General features: G+C 63.1%; 26 protein-coding genes. 15 read left to right on the forward strand and 11 right to left on the reverse strand.

Features of this window, described 5'->3' with window-relative positions:
• Window positions 1-14: 14 nt before the first annotated feature.
• The 9 genes from fliJ (at window position 15) to fliR (ending at window position 5,857) form a co-directional block, all read left to right on the forward strand.
• Window positions 15-485 carry a flagellar export protein FliJ gene (fliJ, locus tag ACU688_RS25770; protein ID WP_448186901.1) on the forward strand — a complete coding sequence of 157 codons (471 nt, stop codon included), beginning with the start codon at window positions 15-17 and terminating at the stop codon, window positions 483-485.
• An 8-nt stretch (window positions 486-493) separates the two neighbouring features.
• Entirely contained in the window at window positions 494-1,624 is a 1,131-nt protein-coding gene (locus ACU688_RS25775) for a flagellar hook-length control protein FliK (RefSeq protein ID WP_448186902.1), read from the forward strand.
• 123 nt (window positions 1,625-1,747) lie between these two features.
• Complete coding sequence (locus ACU688_RS25780; protein ID WP_448186903.1) at window positions 1,748-2,206, forward strand: flagellar basal body-associated FliL family protein; 459 nt, start codon at window positions 1,748-1,750, stop codon at window positions 2,204-2,206.
• Between the two features lie 3 nt (window positions 2,207-2,209).
• The gene (gene fliM, locus ACU688_RS25785; protein WP_124526386.1) at window positions 2,210-3,265 is read left to right on the forward strand and encodes a flagellar motor switch protein FliM; all 1,056 of its coding nucleotides are present in this window, start codon (window positions 2,210-2,212) and stop codon (window positions 3,263-3,265) included.
• Window positions 3,258-3,728, forward strand: a complete 471-nt coding sequence (fliN, locus tag ACU688_RS25790) for a flagellar motor switch protein FliN (protein WP_448186904.1) — start codon at window positions 3,258-3,260, stop codon at window positions 3,726-3,728. Before fliM ends, fliN begins: the two co-directional genes overlap by 8 nt.
• A complete protein-coding gene (gene fliO / locus ACU688_RS25795) occupies window positions 3,725-4,102 on the forward strand; it encodes a flagellar biosynthetic protein FliO (protein WP_448186905.1) in 378 nt (125 codons plus the stop codon). Before fliN ends, fliO begins: the two co-directional genes overlap by 4 nt.
• Window positions 4,099-4,779, forward strand: a complete 681-nt coding sequence (gene fliP, locus ACU688_RS25800; RefSeq protein WP_448186906.1) for a flagellar type III secretion system pore protein FliP — start codon at window positions 4,099-4,101, stop codon at window positions 4,777-4,779. Before fliO ends, fliP begins: the two co-directional genes overlap by 4 nt.
• A gap of 13 nt (window positions 4,780-4,792) precedes the next feature.
• Window positions 4,793-5,062, forward strand: a complete 270-nt coding sequence (gene fliQ, locus ACU688_RS25805) for a flagellar biosynthesis protein FliQ (protein ID WP_017735842.1) — start codon at window positions 4,793-4,795, stop codon at window positions 5,060-5,062.
• A 6-nt stretch (window positions 5,063-5,068) separates the two neighbouring features.
• Window positions 5,069-5,857, forward strand: coding sequence for a flagellar biosynthetic protein FliR (gene fliR, locus ACU688_RS25810; protein ID WP_448186907.1), 789 nt, complete (start codon window positions 5,069-5,071; stop codon window positions 5,855-5,857).
• A gap of 144 nt (window positions 5,858-6,001) precedes the next feature.
• On the opposite strand, the gene flgL is transcribed toward fliR, so the two are convergent.
• The 11 genes from flgL to flgB form a co-directional block, all read right to left on the reverse strand.
• Window positions 6,002-7,198, reverse strand: a complete 1,197-nt coding sequence (flgL, locus tag ACU688_RS25815; protein WP_448186908.1) for a flagellar hook-associated protein FlgL — start codon at window positions 7,196-7,198, stop codon at window positions 6,002-6,004.
• 12 nt (window positions 7,199-7,210) lie between these two features.
• Window positions 7,211-8,815, reverse strand: coding sequence for a flagellar hook-associated protein FlgK (flgK, locus tag ACU688_RS25820; protein ID WP_448186909.1), 1,605 nt, complete (start codon window positions 8,813-8,815; stop codon window positions 7,211-7,213).
• A gap of 65 nt (window positions 8,816-8,880) precedes the next feature.
• The gene (flgJ, locus tag ACU688_RS25825) at window positions 8,881-9,771 is read right to left on the reverse strand and encodes a flagellar assembly peptidoglycan hydrolase FlgJ (RefSeq protein WP_448186910.1); all 891 of its coding nucleotides are present in this window, start codon (window positions 9,769-9,771) and stop codon (window positions 8,881-8,883) included.
• Window positions 9,771-10,880 carry a flagellar basal body P-ring protein FlgI gene (locus ACU688_RS25830; protein WP_017735837.1) on the reverse strand — a complete coding sequence of 370 codons (1,110 nt, stop codon included), beginning with the start codon at window positions 10,878-10,880 and terminating at the stop codon, window positions 9,771-9,773. Before ACU688_RS25830 ends, flgJ begins: the two co-directional genes overlap by 1 nt.
• A gap of 11 nt (window positions 10,881-10,891) precedes the next feature.
• A complete protein-coding gene (locus ACU688_RS25835; RefSeq protein ID WP_448186911.1) occupies window positions 10,892-11,548 on the reverse strand; it encodes a flagellar basal body L-ring protein FlgH in 657 nt (218 codons plus the stop codon).
• A 14-nt stretch (window positions 11,549-11,562) separates the two neighbouring features.
• Window positions 11,563-12,345 (reverse strand): flagellar basal-body rod protein FlgG, encoded by a 783-nt coding sequence (flgG, locus tag ACU688_RS25840; RefSeq protein ID WP_017735835.1) that lies wholly within the window; start codon window positions 12,343-12,345, stop codon window positions 11,563-11,565.
• Between the two features lie 31 nt (window positions 12,346-12,376).
• Window positions 12,377-13,114 (reverse strand): flagellar basal body rod protein FlgF, encoded by a 738-nt coding sequence (locus ACU688_RS25845; protein ID WP_448186912.1) that lies wholly within the window; start codon window positions 13,112-13,114, stop codon window positions 12,377-12,379.
• Between the two features lie 4 nt (window positions 13,115-13,118).
• Window positions 13,119-14,267, reverse strand: a complete 1,149-nt coding sequence (flgE, locus tag ACU688_RS25850; protein ID WP_448186913.1) for a flagellar hook protein FlgE — start codon at window positions 14,265-14,267, stop codon at window positions 13,119-13,121.
• A gap of 29 nt (window positions 14,268-14,296) precedes the next feature.
• Window positions 14,297-14,974 (reverse strand): flagellar hook assembly protein FlgD, encoded by a 678-nt coding sequence (locus ACU688_RS25855; RefSeq protein ID WP_017735832.1) that lies wholly within the window; start codon window positions 14,972-14,974, stop codon window positions 14,297-14,299.
• Window positions 14,975-14,977: 3 nt separating this feature from the next.
• Window positions 14,978-15,385: a flagellar basal body rod protein FlgC gene (gene flgC, locus ACU688_RS25860; RefSeq protein WP_207046709.1), complete on the reverse strand. Its 408-nt coding sequence runs from the start codon at window positions 15,383-15,385 to the stop codon at window positions 14,978-14,980.
• A gap of 15 nt (window positions 15,386-15,400) precedes the next feature.
• Entirely contained in the window at window positions 15,401-15,811 is a 411-nt protein-coding gene (gene flgB / locus ACU688_RS25865) for a flagellar basal body rod protein FlgB (RefSeq protein WP_448186914.1), read from the reverse strand.
• Window positions 15,812-15,973: 162 nt separating this feature from the next.
• Here flgB and flgA point away from each other — a divergent pair, with 162 nt between their 5' ends.
• The 6 genes from flgA (at window position 15,974) to ACU688_RS25895 (ending at window position 21,513) form a co-directional block, all read left to right on the forward strand.
• A complete protein-coding gene (flgA, locus tag ACU688_RS25870; protein ID WP_448186915.1) occupies window positions 15,974-16,633 on the forward strand; it encodes a flagellar basal body P-ring formation chaperone FlgA in 660 nt (219 codons plus the stop codon).
• An 80-nt stretch (window positions 16,634-16,713) separates the two neighbouring features.
• Entirely contained in the window at window positions 16,714-16,992 is a 279-nt protein-coding gene (gene flgM, locus ACU688_RS25875; RefSeq protein ID WP_448186916.1) for a flagellar biosynthesis anti-sigma factor FlgM, read from the forward strand.
• Between the two features lie 27 nt (window positions 16,993-17,019).
• A complete protein-coding gene (locus tag ACU688_RS25880) occupies window positions 17,020-17,451 on the forward strand; it encodes a flagella synthesis protein FlgN (protein ID WP_448186917.1) in 432 nt (143 codons plus the stop codon).
• 85 nt (window positions 17,452-17,536) lie between these two features.
• Window positions 17,537-18,067 carry a sigma-70 family RNA polymerase sigma factor gene (locus ACU688_RS25885; RefSeq protein WP_448186918.1) on the forward strand — a complete coding sequence of 177 codons (531 nt, stop codon included), beginning with the start codon at window positions 17,537-17,539 and terminating at the stop codon, window positions 18,065-18,067.
• Window positions 18,064-19,020 (forward strand): FecR domain-containing protein, encoded by a 957-nt coding sequence (locus ACU688_RS25890; protein ID WP_448186919.1) that lies wholly within the window; start codon window positions 18,064-18,066, stop codon window positions 19,018-19,020. Before ACU688_RS25885 ends, ACU688_RS25890 begins: the two co-directional genes overlap by 4 nt.
• An 87-nt stretch (window positions 19,021-19,107) precedes the next feature.
• Window positions 19,108-21,513 (forward strand): TonB-dependent siderophore receptor, encoded by a 2,406-nt coding sequence (locus ACU688_RS25895; RefSeq protein ID WP_448186920.1) that lies wholly within the window; start codon window positions 19,108-19,110, stop codon window positions 21,511-21,513.
• Window positions 21,514-21,793 lie beyond the last annotated feature (280 nt).

Raw genomic sequence — 21,793 nt, forward strand, 5'->3', positions numbered from 1 at the left:
TCGAGTAATCATCGATGGCAAATCAATCGCTGCACCTGCTGATCGAAATGGCCGCCAAGGCCCGCGACGTCGCGGCCCGCGCCCTGGCGCAGAGCCGCACTGCCGAGCAGCAGGTGATCAACCAGTTGCGCACCCTCGACCAGTACCAGCAGGAATACCGCCAGAACCTGCAAGTGGAATTGGCCAGCGACGGCATGAGCCCGTCGGCGTTGACCAATTACCGGGGCTTTTTGCAGTCGCTGGAAGAGGCGGTGGAGCGCGCGCAAAAGAGCCTGGAGCGGCATCGCAAGCAGGTCGCCCACCACCAACTCACATGGATGGCGCAGTGGCGCAAGGTCAGCTCGATTGAAGCGCTGCTGGCGCGGCGGGCCCAGCAGGAGCAGGTGACTGCCGGGCGTGTGGAGCAGCGGCACACCGATGAAATGGCCAGCCAGTTGCGGCGCCGGGTTGCGGCGTTTCCTTCTTCCATCGATAGCGGCCTTTAAGGAACAGCATGGATATTCTCGCGACGTTAGTGCCGACTGCTGCGCCCGCGCCGGTGGCGGACAGTGTTGTCGCCGAGGCGCCGGTGGCGCTGGCGGATTCGTTTTCGGCGGTGTTGAGCCAGGTGGTTGCGCCGGTGCCGCAAGCGTTGCCGGTGGTGCAGACGCCGGTTCCGGTCCCGCTGCCTGTGGCCGTCGCCCCTGCGCTCGTTGCGCCCGTTGCGCCGGTCGTCGTGCAAGCACTGCCCGTGGAAGAGCCCGAGGTTGAGCTGCCGACCGTGTTGCCGGATGAACCGGTGGCTGAAGCCGAAGTGACAAAGCCAACGACCGCGGCTGACAGCACCCTCGACGATATCCGCCAGCGCATGGCCCTGATCGAAAGCGCCGGGCAACTGGACGCTTCGGCAGTGATCGTCGCGCCGCCGATTGCGGTCAGCCTGCCGATACCGGTCAACGTCGCACCGTCCGCGCCCGAGCCTGTGATCAGCCGCGCGCCAACCCAGGCCCCGAGCCTGCCGGTCGCGGCGGAGGATGAGCCCGACACGCCAGAACCGCTGGACCTGCCGGACGCCATGCCCGCGTTGGTCGCCACCGTGGCGGAGGCGGTGCCGCAGGTACGCCCGCAAGCCGATGACAGCCAACCCGACAACCAGGATTCGCCTAGCGTGTTCAGCCTGGCGCCGGCACCGGCCAGCCAGGTCGCCGTCCCTGTCGCCGACAACGAATTGGTCGTCGCCGCCGCCGTCGGCAGCACCGACTGGGCCGCCGATCTCGGCCAGCAGATGGTCGATATGGTCAGCCGTGGCGACAGGCAAGTCGACCTGCACTTGCACCCCGCCGACCTTGGCCCGCTGTCCATCAGCCTCGAACTGAACGACGGCGGCACCCAGGCGCAGTTCCAGGTGGCGCACGCCTCGGTGCGTGCGGCGGTGGAGCAGGCGTTGCCGCAATTGCGCGAGGTGCTGGCGAGCCAGGGCATTGCGCTGGGGCAGGCGTCGGTCAGCGATCAGTCCTCGCGCGGCAGTGCGCAGCGTGATCCGCAGGCGTCAACGTTCAGCCGCAGCGACACCTCGCCAGTGAGCGAGCCGGTGGTGGTGCAACAGGTCCAGCTGGCTCGCTCGGCGATTGACCTGTACGTGTGAATCCCAAATCAAAACAGCGAGATACCGCCGTTACCCGTGTCTTATCGCGCCATGGGCGGGGCAGGGCGCTGGTCATACTGGCGCCCTGCCTGATCGTTTCCCTTCATTGCATGGTTCCCGCCAATGACCGCCACCCGCAAAACCCCCTGGCTCTTGATTGTGTTGCTGGCGCTGGCCGTCGTCGCCGCGAGTGCCGGTGGTACTTACCTCTACCTGAGCCAGGTGGACGTCGCCAAGGCCGCGCCGGTGGCGAGCAAACCCCAGGCGCCACGCTTGGTCACGGTGGCGCCGATGACGGTGAACCTGTCCAACGAGCGCGATGAACCGAGCCTGCTGTATGTGGGGTTCGCCCTGGAAGTCGCCGACGACGCGACCCAAGCCCAACTGACCGACTACATGCCGCAACTGCGCAGCCAGTTGCTGACCCTGGTCAGCGGCCAGAACAGTACGCAGTTGATCACCCCCCAAGGCAAGGCCGCACTGGCCGCGCGCATCCTCGACGCCCTCAAGCAACCGCTGGCGCCGCAGCAACCCGCCCCCGCGTTGCTGCGCGTGCTGTACACCGACTTTATCGTGCAGTAACCCATGGCCATCGACGATTTGCTCTCCCAGGACGAGATCGACATGCTGCTGCGCGGCAGCGACGAAACCGACGCCGCCCACGAAGAAGCCGGCACCCTCGACGCCGCGCGGGTCCGCCCGTATGACCCGGCGACCCAGCACCGGGTGATCCACGAGCGCTTGCACGCGCTGGACATCATCAACGAGCGCTTCGCCCGTTATTTCCGCATGAGCCTGTTCAACCTGATCCGGCGCAGCATCGACATCACCGTCAAAAGCGTGCGCTACCAGAGCTACAGCGAATTCTCGATGCACATGCCGATGCCCACCAACATCAACCTGCTGGCGATGAAACCGTTGCGCGGCACCGCGTTGGTGGTGTTCCCGCCGGCGGTGGTGTTCATGGTGGTGGACAACCTGTTCGGCGGCGACGGGCGCTTTGTGACCAAGTCCGAAGGCCGCGAATTCACCCGCACCGAACAGCGCATCATCCAGCGTTTGCTGGGGCTGTCGGTGGACGCCTACAAGGGCGCGTGGAAGTCGGTGTACCCCCTGGAAATCGAATACCTGCGTTCGGAGATGCAGGCCAAGTTCGCCAACATCACCAGCTCGCCGAATGAAATCGTGGTGAATGCCACTTTCCACCTGGAGGTCGGCAACCTCTCCAGCGATTTCAATATCGTGATTCCGTACCTGATGATCGAGCCGATGCGCCAGCTGCTCAACGGCCCGCTGACGGACACCAATCCCGAGGAAGAGCGCCATTGGAACAAACGCATGGCCGGCGAAATCGCGCAGTCGGAGATTGAACTGATCGCCGACTTTGTCGAAATGGACGCGCGCGTCGGCCAAGTCATGGCGCTGAAAGTCGGCGACGTGCTGCCCATCGAACTGCCCGACATCATCAGCGCGCGGGTCGATGGCGTACCGGTCATGACCTGTGAATACGGCAGCCAGAACGGCCTGCGCGCCTTGTTGGTGAAGGATCTGGTCGATCATTCCCTGAGCCTTTCTTCCTCCTCCTCCAGCCGATTCGTGAAGGGCCACGTCCCCACAGCCAAGGACTCCGAGCATGACTGATCCAACTGTTACCGAGCCCCAAGAGCCGGATGAATGGGCCGACGCCCTGGCCGAACAAACCATCGCCGAAGGCGCGGACGACCCGTGGGCGATTGCCCTGGCCGAACAAGAGGCGGCCGATGCGGCGCTGGAAAGCCCGGCGCCAAGCGTTGGTTCCAGCGTGTTCAAGCCGCTGGCGCCGGCGCAGCCCACTGCCGCTGCGCGTGAGCTGGAAATGATCATGGATATTCCAGTCAAGCTCAGCGTGGAGCTGGGCCGCACGCGCATCACCATCAAGCAGTTGCTGGAACTGGCCCAAGGCTCGGTGCTGGCACTGGATGGCCTGGCGGGCGAGCCGATGGACATCCTGATCAACAGCTACCTGATCGCCCAGGGCGAAGTGGTGGTGGTGGATGACAAGTACGGGATCCGTATCACCGAAATCATCACGCCGTCCGAACGCGTGCAAAAGCTCAACCGATGAACAGCGCAAGCCCGCCGCTCGGCGTGCCCACGGACAGCGTGATGAACCTGGCGCTGCTGGGTAAAACCGCCCTGGCCCTGGCCGTGGTGCTGGGCTGCGTGCTGGTGTTTGGCTGGCTCGCCCGGCGCATGAGCACGCGGGCGTTGGTGCCCGGCAAGCAACTGCGCGTGGTCAGCAGCACCGGCCTCGGCCAGCGCGAAAAAGTGGTGATTGTGGAAGTGCGTGGGCAATGGTTGGTGCTGGGCGTGACGGCGCAGCAGGTCACCGCGCTGGCGCAGATGGACGCGCCGGAAGTGGAGCCTGAAGCGGTGGTCGCGGGCGGTTTTGCCGAGCGTTTGGCGAATGCGTTGACCGGCAAAGGGCGTGCTTCATGACCGGCCTGGAGGGCCTCAGCGCCTTCACTGGGCAAGCGGGTGGCCAGCAATGGTCGCTGAGCCTGCAAACCTTGTTGCTGCTCAGCGCCATGGCGTTCTTGCCGGCGATCCTGCTGATGATGACCGGCTTCACCCGCATCATCATTGTGCTCGGCCTGCTGCGTACAGCCATCGGCACCACCTCGGCGCCGCCGAACCAGGTGCTGTTGGGGTTGGCGTTGTTCCTGACGTTTTTCGTGATGTCGCCGACCCTTGATCAAGCCTACGAAAAGGCCTGGTTGCCGTTCTCCCACGATGAAATCTCGGTGGAACAATTCCTCAAGGACGGCAGCCAGCCGTTTCGCAAATTCATGCTGACCCAGACCCGCCAGGGCGATCTGGCACTGTTCGCGCGGCTGGCGCAGATCGACGACCTGCAAGGTCCCGACGACGTGCCCATGCGCGTGCTGCTGCCGTCGTTTGTCACCAGCGAACTGAAAACCGCGTTCCAGGCTGGTTTCACCATCTTTATCCCGTTCCTGATCATCGACCTGGTGGTGGCGAGCGTGCTGATGGCGCTGGGCATGATGATGGTGCCGCCGGCCACGATCTCGCTGCCGTTCAAGCTGATGCTGTTTGTGCTGGTGGATGGCTGGCAATTGCTGCTGGGCTCACTGGCGCAGAGTTTTTACACCTGATGAGGCGTTGCCGATGACCCCGGAAATGGTGATGGACCTGGCTTACAAAGGCATGCGCATGAGCATGATCGTGGCCGCGCCCGTGTTGTTCGTGACCCTGTTTATCGGCCTGCTGGTGAGCCTGTTCCAGGCCGCCACGCAGATCAACGAATCCACCCTGTCGTTTATCCCCAAGATCATCGGCGTGTGCGTGGTGCTGGTGATCGCCGGGCCGTTGATCATGGAAATGCTGGTGGACTACACCCGTGCGCTGTTCACCAGCCTGCCCACGCTGATCGGCTGACGCGCGGTGATCGAAGTCAGCTCGGCGCAGCTGCAACTGTGGCTGACCAGTTTTTTCTGGCCGTTCTGCCGAGTGCTGGCGTACCTGATGAGCGACCCGATCCTGGGGCACAAGAACGTGTCGAGCCAGGTCAAGGTCGGGCTGGCGATGCTGCTGGCGTTCCTGCTCGCGCCGAACCTGCCGCCGTTGCCCCAGGTCGCGCTGTTCTCCTGGCCGGGCCTCGGCGTGATCGTGGAACAAGTGCTGATCGGCATGGCGCTGGGCATGGTCATGCGCGTGACCCTGGCGGTGGTGGAAATGACCGGCGACATCTGCGGCATGCAGATGGGCTTGGCGTTTGCCACGTTTTTCTCGGCTGACACCAGCACCAACAGCCTGGTGCTGTCGCGGTATTTGGGAATGATCACCGTGCTGATGTTCCTCGCGCTCGACGGGCACTTGATGGTGTTGGAGTTGCTGGCCGGCACGTTCAAGACCTTGCCGATTGGCAACCTGCGTTTCGACCCGAATGCCTGGCAGTTGATTGCGCGGTACGGCAGCACGATCTACCTGACCGGCTTGTTATTGGCGCTGCCGATGGTGGGCACGTTGCTGATCATCAGCTTGGCCATGGGCATCCTCAACCGCGTGTCGCCGCAGCTCACGGTGTTTTCGGTGGGCTTTCCGCTGACGTTATCGGTGGGGTTGATTCTGCTGATGGTGGTGATGGGCGACCTGGGGCCGTTTTTGGCGACGTTGCTGACCAATACCCTGCACTTTATGCAGTACCTGACGGACAACATGGCCGGCCCCTGAAGCTACTGCGATCCAACTGTGGAAACTGGCTTATGTGGGAGCTGGCTTGCCTGCGATAGCGGTGGGTCAGCCAGCACCTCTTTCGCCTGACACACCGCTATCGCGGGCAAGCCCGCTCCCACAGTTTTTACCCAGTTCAACCTGTCAGATGTATTCGAACAGGGACATCTTCTGAATGCTGACAAACGTCTGCTGTGCCGCCTGCAACGCCACTTGCAGCGAGGTGTATTGCGTCACCGATTCGGTGTAGTCCGCATCCACCAACCCCGATAAGCGTTCGGTGTAACTCAAGGCCAGGTCGTCGCCGATGGTGTCGAGCACGTCCAGTTGATTGAGCCGCGAACCCACCGAGGTCTGTACCGTCAGGACCGTGTCCTGGGCATTGCTCAGCTGGCGGCTGGCGGTGGAGAGGGTGTTGTTCAGGTTGGCTCTGTCGGCGTCGGTTTCCACCGGGGTTTGCAGCACGGAGATCAGGTTTTTCAGGGTGGCGAACAGGTCCGGGTCGGCGTCGGCGGCTTTGCTGACGCTGATGCTGTCGCCGTCCACCGGAGTGCCGCTGAGGGTCAGGGACAAGCCGTTGACTTGCAGGGTGTCGCCCGAGGTGTAGGCGACCGGGGTGGCGCCGTCGAGGCTGTATTGCGCGGTGCCGTCGGCGGCGGTGCTGAAGGTCAGGCTGAAGCCGGTGCCGTAGTTGGCGGCGGTGGTGTCGGTGATGGTCGGGCCACTGAAGGTGACGCTGCCGCTGTTGTCGCCGGCTTCGGCGATAAAACCGGCGGAGCTGCTCACCGATTGGAAAATCGTCGCGCCGGTGTCGCCGCTGGCCATGCTTTGGGTGGAGCTGACCAGTTGCGTGACCACATTGCTGTCGCCCTGGTAAACCATGTTGCCGTCGGCATCCGCCGCGAACGCCGGGCTTTGGCTCTGGTAGCCGGAAAACAGGTAGTTGCCGTTGCTGTCGGTGGCATTGGCCAAGGTGACGAGGGTGTCGTAGACGCCTTGCAGCGAGGTGGCGATGGACTCGCGATCAGCATCGCTCAAGGTGCCGTTGTTGGCCTGCACGATCAGCGAGCGCGCGCTGGTGATGGCATCGTTGATGCTGTCCAGGGTGCTTTCTTCCTGGGACAACGACGTGCTGATGCTGCTGCGCGCATCGGCGTATTGCTCATTGGCGGCAATCGCCTGGCGCACGTTGACGGCTTGTGCGGCGGCCAGTGAGTCGTCGGACGGCGTGACCACCCGCGTGCCGCTGGCCACTTGCTGGGCGGCGGTCTGGTAGGCACTTTCCTGGGCCAGCATGGAATTGAGGCTCTGGTTGTAAATCGTCGCACTGCTCAGGCGCATGGCGGCGCTCCTTTAGTTGATGTCGAGGATGGTGTCGAGCAGGCTGGTGCCCACTTCAACCACCTTTGCGCAGGCCTGGTAATACTGCTGGTAGACGATCAGGTTGGCCGCCTCTTCGTCCAGGTTGACCCCCGATTCCGACTGTTGCAGCGTGGTCAGTTGCTCGGTGAGGCTGGTCTGGGTTTCCAGTTGCCCGGCGACTTTACTCGCGGTGCTGCCCACATCGCTGACCAGTGCCGAATAGGTCTGGCTGAGGGTCTTGCTGCCGCCGACGATGCTGCTGGTTTGCAGGTTGAGCATCGCCAGGGCGTTGCTGTTGTCGCTGCTGCCGGTGGACGTGCCCGCCGCGATCAGGCTGCCGTCGCTGGTCAGGGTGGTGAAGCTGCTGGCGGCGTTGCGCGTGGGCAAGACCAGGAAACTGTCGCCGTCGTCGGCGGTGCCGCTGATGGCCACGCTCATGCCGGCGAAGGTCAGCGTGCCGCTGTCATAGGCCGAGGTGACGCTGGCGCCGGTGTCGTTGCGGGTCACGCTGTATCCGTCGCTGTCGGAATAGCTGACGGTGTAGTCGGTGGCGGCGAGGGCGCTGACGTCGTCGCTGAAGCTGGCGCTCAAGACCGCGTCGCCGGTGTTGCTGGTGTTGCCGTAGACGCTCGGGTCGTCCACCGAGAACAGCGCCGTGCCGGTATCGCCATTGAGGTCGATGCCGGAGGCCTGCAAGGTGTTGAAGGCTTGGGTCAGGCTGACGGCGAGGATGCCCAGCTGGTTTTGCGCATCGCTCAGGCTGTTGTCGCGAAAGTCCATCAGGCCGCCGAGGGAGCCGCCTTCAAACACCGAGTCGTCGAGTGTGGTGGTGTGGCCGGCGGCGTCCACGTAGGTGACCACGGTTTGTGTCGGGTCGCTGGCCGAGACGGCGGTTTGCAGGTCGAAGCTGCTGTTGCCCGACACCAGCGCCAGGCCGTTGCTCAGGGACACGGTGTAGCTGCCGTTGTCCTGGGTGGTGACATCGACATCCACCAACTCGCTGAGTTGGCTGACCAGCAAGTCGCGCTGGTCGAGCAGGGCGTTGGAGGTGGAACCCAGGGCGTCGCTCAGGCTGATCTTTTTGTTGAGCCCGGCAATCTGTTCGGTGAGGTCGTTGACCTGGCTGACCTGGTCGTCGATCTGGCTGTTCACATCGTTGGCCATGTCGTCGAGGTAGCTGCCCAGCTGGGTGAACTGCGAGGTCAGGGTTTGCGCGGCGCCGATCACTTCTTCGCGGGCGGCGGTGTCGCTGGCGTCGGAGGTCAGGGTTTGCAGGGCCGAGAAGAAACTCTGCATCAGCGTGTCGAGGCTGGCGTCGCCGTCGGCGAGCAGGCTGTCGATCTGATCCACTTCGGTCTGGTAGGTGGACAGCGCGCTTTCGGCGCTGATCGAGCTGTTGAGCTGGGTGGTGACGAACTGGTTGTATTGGCGATCCACACTGGAGATTTGCACGCCGCTGCCCGAGGTGGACTCGGAGAAGTTCGCCACCTGCAAGGTGTAGCCGGCCGTGTAGGCGTTGGTGGTGTTGCTGCTGCTGGTGCTGAGGGCGATCTGCGCGGCGGACAGGCCGCTGACGCCAATGGAAATAATGCTCATCGAGAAGCTCCTGGGCTACATGCTTGGCACTATCGGCCCGGCGAAGGGGTGAATTGACCCCTGGCCTATAAATCGTTGCGCGCTTGTGTGGTGTGCAAGGGGCCGATGGTGGCCATGACGGAAATCAGCTTTTGCGCATAACGCGGATCGGTGGCGTAACCGCCCTGTTGCAGCGCGACGGCGGCTTGCGGTGCGTCGCCGGCCGTGCGCACGGCGGCGTAGCCGGGGCGGCTGCGCATCAGGCGGGCGTAGTCGCTGAAGGCGGCTTCGTCGCTCGCGTACACGCGGAAGCTTTCCAGTTGCTTTTGCGCTGCGGCGTCGCTGTATTCGGTGGTGAGCACTTGGGTGGTCGCGCCTTGCCAGGCGCTGCCGGCCTTGATGCCGAACAGGTTGTGGCTGTCGGCGCCCTGGGCGGTGGTGATGGTGCGTCGGCCCCAGTCGGTTTCCAGCGCGGCCTGGGCCAGGATCAATTCGGCGGGCACGCCGCTGTTGCGCGCGGCGGTTTGTGCCGGGCCGCTGAGGCGGGCGATGAAGGCCTGCACGTGTTCGGGCTGGTCGCTATTGCTGGTGCTGACTTCGCGGCGCTTCCAGGCTTCGAAGGGCGAGCGCGTCGGCAGATCGAGAAATGCGGTGGTGGCGGCGCTCAGTTCCGGGTTTTGTTGGCTGGCGTAGCCGCTCAGTTGCCGGGTGAGCTGTTCAGCCAGGCCGATGCCCTTGCCCGACAGGCTCTGCGCCCATTGCTGGTCGAGCATTTCGGTGTACATCTCGGTTTGCGAGTTGCTCGACAGCTCCGACTTGGGCACCGCCGCGCGCATGCTTTTAAGCATCATCTGGATAAACACCGCCTCGAACTGCTTGCTGGCCTCCTTGAGCCCCGCCTGCGGGTCCAGGTGGGCGCGGTTGCGCAGGTGATCAAGGCCCTGCACGTCGAGGGCAAAGTGATCGCTGCTTTTCATCAGATGATCTCCAGCTCAGCCCGCAGGGAGCCTGCGGCCTTGAGCGCTTGCAGAATGACCATCAAGTCCTGTGGCGTGGCGCCAAGGGCGTTGAGGCCCTTGATCACGTCCATCAAGTTGGCCGTGCCTTCGAGCAGGTGCAGGGAGCCGCCTTGGGATTCGATGGAAATATTGCTCTGGGACGTCACGGCGGTCTGCCCGCCACTGAACGCGCCGGGCTGGCTGACGGTGTTGGTGGTGTCGATGATCACCGACAAGTTGCCGTGGGCCACGGCCGCGCGGTACAGCTTCACCGAGCTGTTGAGCACGATGGAGCCGGTGCGCGAATCAAGGATGACTTTCGGCCGCGCCTGGATCGGCAGCACTTCGATGCTTTCGATACGCGCCATGAAGTTGGTGCGTTCGTTGGGCGACACCGGCCCCTGGATCTCGATCAGCCCGCCGTCCACGGCCGAGGCCACGGTGCGGCGCATGTCCAGGTTGATCGCGTAGACCACGCGTTGCGCGGTGGCGGAGTCTGGCTCATGCAGGGACAGGCCGAGCAGGCCGTGTTCGTTGTTGAGGTTCAGCGCCACCGCGCGTTCGATGATTGCGCCTCGGGGGATGCGCCCGCCCGCCAACTGGTTGACCGTCACGCTGCTGCCGTTGGCCGACGCGCCGGCGCCGCCTACCAGCAGGCTGCCTTGGGCCACGGCGTAGACTTCGCCGTCGGCGCCTTTCATCGGCGTCATCAATAACGTGCCGCCGCGCAGGCTTTTCGCGTTGCCGATGGACGACACCACCACGTCGATCTGTTGGCCGGGGCGCGACAGGGCGGGCAGGTTGGCGGTGACGATCACGGCAGCGATGTTGCGCATTTGCATGTTCGCCCCGGCGGGCAGGGTCACGCCCAGTTGCGAGAGCATGTTGGTCAGGCCCTGTTCGGTGAACGGGCTTTGGGTGGTCTGGTCGCCGCTGCCGTCCAGGCCCACCACCAGGCCGTAGCCCACCAGGCTGTTGGGGCGGATGCCGGCGAAGTCGGCGATGTCGCGGATCTGCTCGGCGTGCGCCGTTGCGCAGAGCCACAGTGGGCAGCTCAGCAGCAGGATTCTGACGGCTCTTAGGAACATGGCAGGGTCACTCAAAATGGTGAAACGTTCAGCAGGATGCGATGCAGCCAGCCCATGCGCTGCGCTTCGTTGATATAGCCATCGCCCACGTACTCGATGCGCGCCTGGGACACCTGGGTCGAGGACACAGTGTTCTCGCCGGTGATGCTGCGCGGGTTGACCAGCCCGGAGAAACGGATGAACTCGGTACCCTGGTTGATCGCGATCTGTTTGTCGCCGCGCACCCGCAGGTGCCCGTTGGGCATCACTTGCATCACCGTCACCGAGATGGTCCCGGTGAACGAGTTGTTCGCCTGGGAGCCGCCGGCACCAATGAAGTCATGGGTGGTGGAGGCGTCCATGCCAAAGGAGCCGATCTGGGATGCACGCGCGGAGGTGGTGGCGAACTTCAGGCCCATGGAGCCAGCGCGGCTGGCGTTGGATGAAGAGTTCTTGCTGGCGCTGACCTGTTCTTCCAGCTGGATGGTCAGGGTGTCGCCGACCCGGCGCGGGCGGCGGTCTTCGAACAGCGGCTGGGAGCCGAGGCTGCCTTGGTAGATCGAACCGTTGGCCTGGCGCAACGGGTAGACCGGTGCCGGCAGGTCTTCTTCGGGCACCACCGGTTTGTGCGGCAGTTGATCGCAACCGGCGAGGGCGAGTACGCAGGCGAGTAGATACTTGTGAGCCATGGTGGGGATCTCGCTCAGAGCTGGGTCAGACGCTGGAGCATCTCGTCCGAGCTTTCGACGGCCTTGCTGTTGATTTCGTAGGCGCGCTGGGTCTGGATCATGCCGACCATTTCTTCCACCACGTTGACGTTGGACGTCTCTACGTAACCCTGGGACAAGGTGCCGCCGCCGTTCAGGCCTGGGGTGGTTTCGGTGGGCGAACCGGAGGCGTCGGTTTCCAGGTAGAGGTTCTGGCCGATGCTTTCCAGGCCGGCCGGGTTGATGAACAACGCCAGGTTGAGCTGGCCGACCTGGGTCGAGGTGGACGCACTCGGCGTGGTCACCGAGACGATGCCGTCGGTGCTGATGGTGATCGCGGTGGCGTTGGCCGGGATGGTCACGCCGGCCGAGAGTTTGTAGCCGTTGGAGGTGACCATCTCGCCGTTGGAGTCGAGCTGGAAGCTGCCGTCGCGGGTGTAGCCGGTGCTGCCATCGGGCATGTCCACCTGGAAAAAGCCCAGGCCGTTGATGGCCAAGTCCTTGGAGCTGCTGGTCTGTTCCAGGTTGCCTTGGGTGTGCAGGCGCTCGGTAGCGACCTCGCGCACGCCGGTGCCGACCTGCAAGCCGGACGGCAGGCGCGTGTCGGTGCTGCTCTGCGCGCCGGGCTGGCGCACGTTCTGGTACACCAGGTCTTCGAACACCGCGCGCGAGCGCTTGAAGCCGTTGGTGCTGACGTTCGCCAGGTTGTTGGCGATCACGTCCATTTGCCCTTGTTGGGCTTCGAGGCCGGTCTTGGCCGTCCACAGTGAGCGGATCATCGTTTGGTTCCTTGTCGGTGCAACGGTGCGCTCAGCTCAGGGACAGCAGGCTGTTGGCGCTCTTGGCGTTTTCGTCGGCGGTGCTGATGGCTTTCATCTGCATGTCGTAGCGGCGCGAGTTGTCGATCATCGCGACCATGGCGCTGGTGGGGCTGACGTTGCTGCCTTCCAGGGCGCCGGGGGCGACGCGAAGGGTGTCGTCGGCGGGCAGCGGTTGTGTGTTGGCCGTGCGGAACAGGCCGTCGGTGCCGGGCTGCAAGGTGCCGGGCAAGGCCGAGACCAGCTTCAATTTGCCCACCGGGCTCAAGCCGCGCGGGCTCATGCCCAGTTCACGCACGCTGATGGTGCCGTCGCTGCCGAGGGTGACTTCGCTGCCCAGCGGCACGGTGACCGGGCCGCCGTCGCCGATCACCGGGCGGCCGCCCACGCTCATGGCGCCGGTGCCGTCCACCTGCAAATCGCCGCGCCGGGTATAGGCCTCGCTGCCGTCGCCGGCCTGCACCGCGAGCATGACGTTTTCGCCCAGGGCCACGTCCAGTGCGCGGTCGGTGTGCACCACCGGGCCTTGGCTCCAATCGACACCGATGCCGTTGGCCGCCACCGAAACGCGGGTCGGCAAACCTTCGCCGGTAACGGGCGAAGACTGCATCTCCACCAGTTGCGCACGAAACCCTGGCGTGACGATGTTGGCCAGGTTGTTGGCGACCACGGCTTGTTGTTCGAGGGCCTGGTTGGCGCCGCTCATGGCGGTGAAAAGCATGCGGTCCATAGGGTCAGGAACCGATGTTCACGGCTTGCTGCAAGACTTCGCTTTGCGCCGTCACCGACTTGGCGTTGGCCTGGAAGTTGCGCTGGGCAATGATCAGGTTTACCAACTCGGCGGTCAGGTCGACGTTGGAATCTTCGGTGGTGCCGCTGAGGATCGAGCCCAACGAGCCGCTGCCGGCCACGCCGAGCAAGGCCTGGCCGGACGAGGAGGTGGCCAGCCAGGTGTTGTCGCCATTGGCTTTCAGGCCGTTTTCATTGCTGAAGGTGGCGAGCTGGATCTGGTCGATGTTCTTGGTCTGGTCGTTGGAGTAGGTGGCGACCACGGTGCCGGTTTCGTCGATGCTGAAACTCACCAGGCTGCCGGAGGTGTAGCCGTTCTGCGAGATATCGGACACCGCCGAGTCATTGCCGAACTGGGTGGTGCCGGTGAGGTCGAGGGTGATCGACAGCTCGGCGGCGCCGTTGGCCGGGTCGTAGGTGTAGGTGCCGGTTTCGCCGCTGGTGATCAGGCCGCTGGAGCTGAAGCCGACGGTCTGGGTCTCGGTGAGCAGGTTGCCGTCGATGGCGGTGTGCACTTCCCAGGTGTTGTCGGCGGTCTTGCTGAAATACAGGGTGCTGGTGTGGCTGATGCCCAGGGAATCGTAGAGCGTGGCGCTGGTGGAATAGGAGTAGGTGGACGAATCGGTCTGGTCGAAGGTGGCGGTGATGGTGTCTTCGCTGGCGTCCAGGTTCAGCTCGGCATCCAGCTCGGTGCTGGCGCTGGCTTGCAGGCCGGTGGTGGGGATCTGGATCACGCCGTTGACGCCGAGCAGTTGGTCGCCGGCGGCGTTTTCCAGGTAGCCCTCGGCCGTCAGGGTCAACTGGCCGTTGCGCGAGTACACGGTTTGCGTGCCGTCGGTGAAGGTGAAGAAACCGTCGCCGTTGATCGCCAGGTCCAGGGAGTTGTCGGTGGTGGTCAGGCTGCCGGATTCGAAGTTCTGCACCACGCCCGAAACCTGGGTGCCCAGGCCCACATCCGCGCCGGAATACACGTCGGCGAACTGCGTGGTGGAGCTTTTGAAGCCCACGGTCTGGGAGTTGGAAATGTTGTTGCTGACCACGTTGAGGTCGGTGGACGCCGCTGACAGGCCACTGAGCGCTTGGGAAAAAGCCATGGTGTTTCTCCTTTATATAAGTAGGCGAGTCAGAGGACGAGGCTGATGTCGCTGAGCGCGACGTTGTCGTTGACGCCGCCCAGGTCCAGGGCGACCTGGTTGCTGCTGTCGGTGGTGACGCCGGTGACCAGGGCGTATTTCAACGCCGTGCTGGTGACGGCGACGTCGCTGGCGGTGGCGCTGATGGCGAAGGTGTAGGCGCCGTCGGCGGCGGTGCTGCCGTCATCGTTCAGGCCATCCCATGACAGCGCCTGGGTGCCGGCACTCATGCTGCCTTCATCAATCGTGCGCACCACGGTGCCGGTGCTGTCCTTGATGGTGACGGTGACGTCATCGGCGGCACTGTCGAGGGTTACGCCAAACGTGGTGGCCACGCCGTCGCCGACCTGGATGGTGTTGCCGTCGATCAACACGCCGTTGCCCACCAGCGCCGAGGCTTGCAGGGTTTCGGCGGCGCTGATCTGGCTGGAGATGCCTTCCAGCGTCGAGGTGACGTTTTCGATGCTGCTGATGGTGCTGATCTGCGCGAGCTGGGTGACCATCTCGCTGTTGTCCATCGGGTCGGTGGGGTCTTGGTTTTGCAATTGGGTGGTGAGCAGGGTTAGGAACTGGTCCTGCAAATCATCCGCCGCCGAGGTGGTGCTGTCGGCGGTGGTGCTGGTGCTGTTCATGCTCGACAGAACCGAGCTGGCAATCGTACTGGTCATGGTTTACGCCTCACCTAAGGTCAAAGTTTTCAGCATCATTTCCTTGCTGGTGGACATGACTTCGACGTTGGCCTGGTAAGAGCGCGAGGCGGAAATCATGTTGACCATTTCGCCCACGGGCTCGACGTTGGGCATGGTCACGTAGCCGGATTCGTCGGCGAGCGGGTCGCCGGGGCGGTATTCCTGGCGCATCGGCGAGCCGTCCTCGACCACTTGGCTGACGCGCACGCCACCGATGTTGCTGCCGGCCTGGTATTGGGATTCGAAGACCACTTGGCGCGCGCGGTAGGCAGCGTTGTCCGGGCCGCTGGTGGTGTCGGCGTTGGCCAGGTTGCTGGCGGTTACGTTCATGCGCTGGGACTGGGCGCTGAGCGCGGAGCCGGCGATATCGAAAATGCTGAACATCGACATGGTGCTTTCCCTGGGTTATTCGGACTGCATGGCGGTCTTGAGCGACTGCAAGCGGCTGGTCAGGAACGTGAGGCTGGCCTGGTAGCGCACGGCGTTGTCGGTGAACTGCGCGCGTTCGCGGTCCATGTCCACGGTGTTGCCGTCCAGGCTGGGCTGGTCGGGCACGCGGTAGAGCAACTCGCGGCTGGACAGGCTTTGGGACGAGGCTTGCAGGTGGCGGTCCGAGGTGGTGGCCAGGGCCATGCCGCTGCCCATGTGCTGTTTTTGCAGGGAGCTGGCCAGTTCGGTGGAGAAGTCGAAGTCCCGCGCGCGGAAGTTCGGTGTGTCGGCGTTGGCGATGTTGTTGGCCAATACCTGCTGGCGCTCAGCCCGCAAACTCATTGCGTCCTGCTGAAAGCGCAGCTCGTTGTCGAGCTTGTCGATCATGGTTGCGGACCTGTGCATCAAATAAATGAACGGCTCGCAGGTTAGTCCCAAGGCTGCCCGGGCAAAGGCCGAAACAGGCGGCTATTTGGCGACTAATTCCGGCCTTGCCCGGAGGGGAGGACGACTAGAATTCGGCGCTGGGCAGTTCGGAGGGCAGGGCGGATGACGTGGCGATTAGGCGGTTTGGTGTGTTTGCTGTGCAGCGCCCTGGCCCAGGCGGATGGCCTGGAGGACAAGGTGCGCGCGGTGATCAGCCCACGTTTGCCGGCGCATGCGCAACTGATGGCGATGGACCTCGGCCAGCCGGCGGCGCGCATCGTGGAGTGCGCAGAGCCGCGACCGTATCTGGTCCATCCCGAGCAAAACGCGTTCGGCCGGGTGGCGATGGGCGTGCGCTGTGGCAGTGAGGTGGCGGGTTACCTGCAAGTCAGTGTGCGGGTGGTGGGCAACTATATAGTTGCGCGCCAACGCATCACGGCGGGGGAGGTGATCAAGGCGCCGATGCTGGAAACCAAGCGCGGCCCGTTGGAGCGGTTACCCAAGGGCGTGCTGTTCGATACCGCGCAGATCATCGGACGCCAGGCCAGCCGTAACCTCAGTCGCAATGTGGTGCTGACCCAGAACAGTGTGCGCGAGCGTTGGCTGGTGGAGCGCAACCAGCAGGTGACGTTGCAGGCCGAAGGCGCGGGTTTCACCATCAGCCGCGAGGGCAAGGCGCTGGACAATGGCAGCCTGGGCAGCACCGTGCGGGTCATGGGCAGCGACGGCAAAATGCTCAGCGCCCAAGTGGTGGGCCAGAACGCGTTGCGGCTGCGTTACTGAGTTATTTCGATCAACGGTCAAAGTTTGCCTTTGCGATTGCCGATAGTTGACCCAACCCCACAGCAGATGAAGCCTCTAACGTGAAAATCATAAGTGCGAACCTGACCAACACCCCGGCGCCCGTCGACAGCCAGGCGGCCGGCAATCAGCGGATCGAACTGCTGCCGCTGGAAGCGACCGTGGATGATGGCGTGCAGGTTTCCAGCAGCAGTGCCGAAACTCGTGTTGAGAGCTCGGCGGATGTGGATATGGATAAAGTCGCGGCCGTGCGCCAGGCGATTGCCGGTGGGACGTATCAGGTCAGCGCCGATTCGATCTTCGACGGCCTCGCCGCCAGCGTGGGTGAAACCGTCGAATGAGCGCGAGCCGATGAGGTGCAGGTGCCTATGAGCCTGGGCAAACATCTGCAATTGCAGCAGCAGGCGATTGAGCAGTTGGTGCAGTTGCTGGAGCAGGAAAGGTTGGCGTTGGCCCAGGCCAAGGTCGAGGGTGAACGCTTGCAGGAACTGACGGCGAGCAAGCAGGCGGCGTTGCTCAAGCTGGAGCAGCTGGAAGCGATCCGCAGCGGCGCGCAATCGAAGCTTGGTTATGGCAGCGGCCGCCATGGTGCATTCAAGGCAGCCGAAGATGCCGACTGCCTGGCGGCGTGGCGGCAGGTGCAGGCGTTGGCGCAACGGGCGCGGCAGCTCAACCTGGCGAATGGTGGGGCGATCAAGCAGCGCATGGCGTGTAATCAGAAAATTGTCGGGTTTTTGAACAGCGTGGGCGGTGACCGGTTGTATGGGCCGGATGGGCGCACGCAGCGGGACAACGCTTGAGTCGGGCTGTCGGTAACTTTTCCCCGTTGTGGTGGTTATCTTTTCTTATTACCATTGGGAACAATTCTTATTCGTAGGGCTGCCCATGCCCCCGCTTCCCGAGCCCTCACCCTTCAACGTTGGCAGCTTGTATTCGGCCCATCACGGTTGGATTCAACGCTGGCTGGCGCGAAAACTCGGCAATGTCAGTGACGCCGCTGAATTGGCCCACGATGTGTTTGTACGTTTGCTGACCCATCCACGAGAGTTCGGCAGCGACGGGCACGCGCGGGCGTACTTGAGCACGCTGTCGCGTAACGTCTGTGTGGATTTTTTCCGCCGCAAGCAGGTGGAGCAGGCGTGGCTTGAAGTGTTGGCGAGCCGGCCGGAGCACTGTGCACCGTCGGAAGAACACCGGGCGCTGGTGCTGGAAGCACTGGTGCATTTGCAGGCGATGCTGGATCGCTTGCCGGTGAAGGTGTCCGAGGCGTTCTGCCTGGCGCAGATCGATGGCTTGAGTTACCGCGAGATCGCGCTGCGCATTGGCGTGAGCGAGCGCACGGTGACCAAGTACATCGGGCAGGCCATGTTTCAGTGCATGGTGCTGGAAGCCGAGCTGGACGGCGCCTTGTCGTGAGCACTCGCTCTGGTGGCCTGGACTATGCCGCGTTGCAACAAGCCGCTGACTGGTTTGCGCGCCTGAGTGCCGAGCCGGATGCGCGGCATTTGCATGACGCGTGGCGCCAGTGGCATGGGCGCAACGAGGTCAACCCGTTGGCCTGGAGTTATGTCGCGCGGGTGAGCCAGCGGTTCGCGCCGTTGCAGGAGGATGTGCCGGGGGCTAACCAGACGTTGGCACACCTGCGCGGTTCGCAGCGCTCGCGGCGGCAAGTGTTGCGTGGGCTGTCGATTGTCATGGGCGGCGCGCTGCTGGGCTGGGGCAGTTGGCAGCAACGGGGCGCCCGGACCCGCGACTTCCACACCAGTGTTGTGCCGCTGGGCGAACAGTTGTTGGCCGACGGCACGCGTATCTGGCTCAACAGCGGCACGGCGCTGGACGTCAACTTCAGTGCCGGGCTGCGCGAGTTGAGGCTTTACAGCGGTGAAATCCTGATCAACACCGGCAGCGACAGTCGTCCGTTTGTGGTGGAGACCGCGCAAGGTCGCCTACGGCCTTTGGGGACGCGGTTCAGCGTGCGTGAACAAGATGGCCGCACGCAGCTCAATGTGTATGAAGGCCGTGTGCAAGCCGCGTGTGGCGACAGCGGCCAGACGCGCATCGTGCCAGCGGGGCAGGGCGTGGGCTTTGACCGCCAGAGCCTGTCGGCGCTGCACCCTGCGCAACCCGGGCGCGAGGCGTGGGCGAAAGGTGTGTTGATGGCCAACGATATGCGCCTGGCGGACTTTGTCGCTGAGTTGGCCAGCTATCGTCATGGGCATTTGGGGATTGATCCTCAGGTCGCCAACCTTCGGGTGATGGGCACGTACCCGTTGCGAGACACCGATCAGGCGCTGGCCATGCTTGAGCAGGTATTGCCGGTGCGCATCGAGCGGCCGTTTGCCTGGTGGGTCAACGTGGTGCCGCGCTGATTTTTTCAATTGTGCTTCCGGTTTTGCGTTCTCATTCGAATTAGAGAAGGACAACGGCTTGATGCCTCCTTCGACCGGAACTGTTTTATGCCTTTATTCCTGCGTAACGCCCCCCAACCTTTGGCCCTGGCGATTGCCTTGGCCTTGGCCGTGCCCGCCAGCCTGAGCTTTGCTCCCCTGGCGGCTGCCGCTGAACAGGCCGTCCAGCGCTTCGACCTGCCCGCTGGCGCCTTGGCCGATCAGCTCAATCAGCTCGCCGCCCAAAGCGGTGTGTATCTGGCGGGCAATGCTGCGCTCACCGCCGGCAAGACCGGCCCGGCGCTGCATGGCAGCTACACGGTGGACCAGGCGTTGCAGGTGCTGCTGGCGGGCAGCGAGTTGACGGTGGTGCCGACCGGCGACGGGCGCTACCAATTGCAGCCGGGCGCGGGCGGCGCTGTGCAACTGAGCGCAATCTCGATTTCCGGCATGGCGCCGGGTTCGACCACGGAAGGCACTGGCCTTTACACCACCTATTCGTCGAGCAGTTCGACGCGGCTGAACCTGACTCAGAAAGAAACGCCGCAATCGGTGACGGTGATCACCCGCCAGCGTCTCGATGACCAGCGACTTACCAACCTCACCGAAGTGCTGGAGGCCACGCCGGGGATTACGGTGCTGCGGGTCGGCGTTGGTGCGGAGAACGATACTTACTGGTCCCGTGGTTTCCAGATCAACAACTTCGAGATCGACGGCGTGCCGACCTCGGCGCGCCTGGATAACACCACGCAGAACACCGCGATGTACGACCGTGTTGAAGTGGTGCGCGGTGCCACGGGGTTGATCAGTGGGTCGGGCACGCCGTCGGCGACGATCAACCTGATCCGCAAGCGCCCGACGGCCGAGGCGCAGGCCAGTATCACGGGGGAGGCCGGTAGTTGGGATCGTTATGGTACGGGGTTCGATGTGTCCGGGCCGCTGACGGACAGTGGCAATATCCGCGGGCGCTTGGTGGTGGACTATAAGAAGCAGAACTCCTGGGTGGATCGCGTCAACACCGATTCGCAGATGGTGTACGGGATTTCCGAGTTCGACCTGAGCGATGCGACGATGCTGACGGTGGGCTTCAGCTATATCAACAACCAGGTGAATGACCCGTTGCGCACCGGTTTCCCGATGTTCTACAGCAACGGCAACCGCACCACCTTCAGCCGCTCGGCCAACAGCGCGCCGGATTGGGCCTATAACGATCGCAAGCAGACCAATGTGTTCAGCTCGATCGAGCATCAGTTCGATAGTGGTTGGAGCGGCAAGGTTGAAGTCAGCCACACGCAGAACCAATTCGATGAGCTGATCAACTATATGAATGGCAGCATCGACCAGGATACGGGGTCGGGGGCTTATCTCTATCCCAATCGCTGGTCGGGCACGCCGCGTCAGAACAACCTTGATGCGTATCTGACTGGGCCGTTCAGCCTGTTTGGGCGTGAGCATGAGTTGATCGCTGGCGTGACGATGTCGCGCTACCACGAAAACACGCCAAGCCATGGTGGCTGGTTTGGCAGTTGGACTGGTTACGACGGTACTGTGCCGAACATCTTCAATTGGAGTGGCAGCGGCGCGCATGTTCCGAACACCACGCCTGTGGGTAAGACACATATAGAAGAGAACCAGTATGCGGCGTACCTGACGTCACGTTTGCATGTGACCGACAATACGGCGGTGATCCTCGGCAGCCGGGTAACTGACTGGAAACGCAGCAATGAAGTGGTGACCTATGCCGACCCGAGCCAGAACACCGAGAGCAAGGAAACCCGCAACGGCGTGTTCCTGCCGTATGCCGGTATCGTGTATGACTTGAACAGCACCTGGTCGCTGTATGCCAGCTATACCAAGATCTTCAACCCGCAGGCCTACGGCATTCATGATGCGAGTTACAAGGCGTTGGACCCGCAGGAAGGCACCGGCTATGAAGTCGGGGTGAAGGGCAGCTTCAACGACGACAGACTCAACGCGAGCCTGGCGCTGTTCAAGATTGACCAGGACAACTTGCCGGTGTTTGTGGGTGACCCGGACATCTACCGTGCGGAGCAGGGCACTACCACCAAGGGCGTGGAGCTGGAGTTCAACGGTGAGTTGAGTGATGGCTGGCAAGCGTCCGCCGGTTACGCCTATAGCGTGAGTACCAATGCCGATGATCAGCGCATCGTCACCACCAGCCCGCGTCACAGCCTCAAGACCTTCACTACCTATCGCCTGCCGGGCGTGCTCGACAAGGTGACCGTGGGCGGTGGGGTGAACTGGCAGAGCAAGACCGGAATGGACTTGCATACGTTCGAGCAGGGCAGCTACGCGTTGACCAACTTGATGGCGCGGTATGACATCAGCCGTAATCTGAGCGCGACGTTGAACGTGAACAACGTGTTTGATCGCAGCTATTACGCTTATGCGGACAGTTGGAGCGTCTACGGTGCGCCCCGTAACGTGATGACCAGCTTTAAATACACGTTCTGAGCCAGCAATTGCGGGGCTACAGGGATGGGGCCCGTAGAAAGGTGAAAATAGAGGTTGACGGCGAATTGTAACTGTCTATAATTCGCCCCACTTCCGGCGCAGTCGAAACGGAAAACTCTTTGGCAAACAATGAGTTATGTAGGTTTCGGCAGCGGGTTGCTTCAGTTTATCGAAGTGATCAGGAAGTTGAAAAAGAGGTGTTGACAGCAGCGTGTAACGCTGTAGAATTCGCCTCCCGCTGATGAGAGATCTGAAGCGCAAGTGGTTGAAGTTGTTGAAG

It is taken from the genome of Pseudomonas acericola (SeqCode) (assembly GCF_053456465.1).

Excerpts from the sequence above, each read along its gene's own strand:
- fliJ (WP_448186901.1), top strand. The coding sequence starts at position 15 with ATGGCAAATCAATCGCTGCACCTGCTGATCGAAATGGCCGCCAAGGCC.
- ACU688_RS25775 (WP_448186902.1), top strand. The coding sequence starts at position 494 with ATGGATATTCTCGCGACGTTAGTGCCGACTGCTGCGCCCGCGCCGGTG.
- ACU688_RS25780 (WP_448186903.1), top strand. The coding sequence starts at position 1,748 with ATGACCGCCACCCGCAAAACCCCCTGGCTCTTGATTGTGTTGCTGGCG.
- fliM (WP_124526386.1), top strand. The coding sequence starts at position 2,210 with ATGGCCATCGACGATTTGCTCTCCCAGGACGAGATCGACATGCTGCTG.
- fliN (WP_448186904.1), top strand. The coding sequence starts at position 3,258 with ATGACTGATCCAACTGTTACCGAGCCCCAAGAGCCGGATGAATGGGCC.
- fliO (WP_448186905.1), top strand. The coding sequence starts at position 3,725 with ATGAACAGCGCAAGCCCGCCGCTCGGCGTGCCCACGGACAGCGTGATG.
- fliP (WP_448186906.1), top strand. The coding sequence starts at position 4,099 with ATGACCGGCCTGGAGGGCCTCAGCGCCTTCACTGGGCAAGCGGGTGGC.
- fliQ (WP_017735842.1), top strand. The coding sequence starts at position 4,793 with ATGACCCCGGAAATGGTGATGGACCTGGCTTACAAAGGCATGCGCATG.
- flgL (WP_448186908.1), bottom strand. The coding sequence starts at position 7,198 with ATGCGCCTGAGCAGTGCGACGATTTACAACCAGAGCCTCAATTCCATG.
- flgK (WP_448186909.1), bottom strand. The coding sequence starts at position 8,815 with ATGAGCATTATTTCCATTGGCGTCAGCGGCCTGTCCGCCGCGCAGATC.
- flgJ (WP_448186910.1), bottom strand. The coding sequence starts at position 9,771 with ATGAAAAGCAGCGATCACTTTGCCCTCGACGTGCAGGGCCTTGATCAC.
- ACU688_RS25830 (WP_017735837.1), bottom strand. The coding sequence starts at position 10,880 with ATGTTCCTAAGAGCCGTCAGAATCCTGCTGCTGAGCTGCCCACTGTGG.
- ACU688_RS25835 (WP_448186911.1), bottom strand. The coding sequence starts at position 11,548 with ATGGCTCACAAGTATCTACTCGCCTGCGTACTCGCCCTCGCCGGTTGC.
- flgG (WP_017735835.1), bottom strand. The coding sequence starts at position 12,345 with ATGATCCGCTCACTGTGGACGGCCAAGACCGGCCTCGAAGCCCAACAA.
- ACU688_RS25845 (WP_448186912.1), bottom strand. The coding sequence starts at position 13,114 with ATGGACCGCATGCTTTTCACCGCCATGAGCGGCGCCAACCAGGCCCTC.
- flgE (WP_448186913.1), bottom strand. The coding sequence starts at position 14,267 with ATGGCTTTTTCCCAAGCGCTCAGTGGCCTGTCAGCGGCGTCCACCGAC.
- ACU688_RS25855 (WP_017735832.1), bottom strand. The coding sequence starts at position 14,974 with ATGACCAGTACGATTGCCAGCTCGGTTCTGTCGAGCATGAACAGCACC.
- flgC (WP_207046709.1), bottom strand. The coding sequence starts at position 15,385 with ATGTCGATGTTCAGCATTTTCGATATCGCCGGCTCCGCGCTCAGCGCC.
- flgB (WP_448186914.1), bottom strand. The coding sequence starts at position 15,811 with ATGATCGACAAGCTCGACAACGAGCTGCGCTTTCAGCAGGACGCAATG.
- flgA (WP_448186915.1), top strand. The coding sequence starts at position 15,974 with ATGACGTGGCGATTAGGCGGTTTGGTGTGTTTGCTGTGCAGCGCCCTG.
- ACU688_RS25880 (WP_448186917.1), top strand. The coding sequence starts at position 17,020 with ATGAGCCTGGGCAAACATCTGCAATTGCAGCAGCAGGCGATTGAGCAG.
- ACU688_RS25885 (WP_448186918.1), top strand. The coding sequence starts at position 17,537 with ATGCCCCCGCTTCCCGAGCCCTCACCCTTCAACGTTGGCAGCTTGTAT.
- ACU688_RS25895 (WP_448186920.1), top strand. The coding sequence starts at position 19,108 with ATGCCTTTATTCCTGCGTAACGCCCCCCAACCTTTGGCCCTGGCGATT.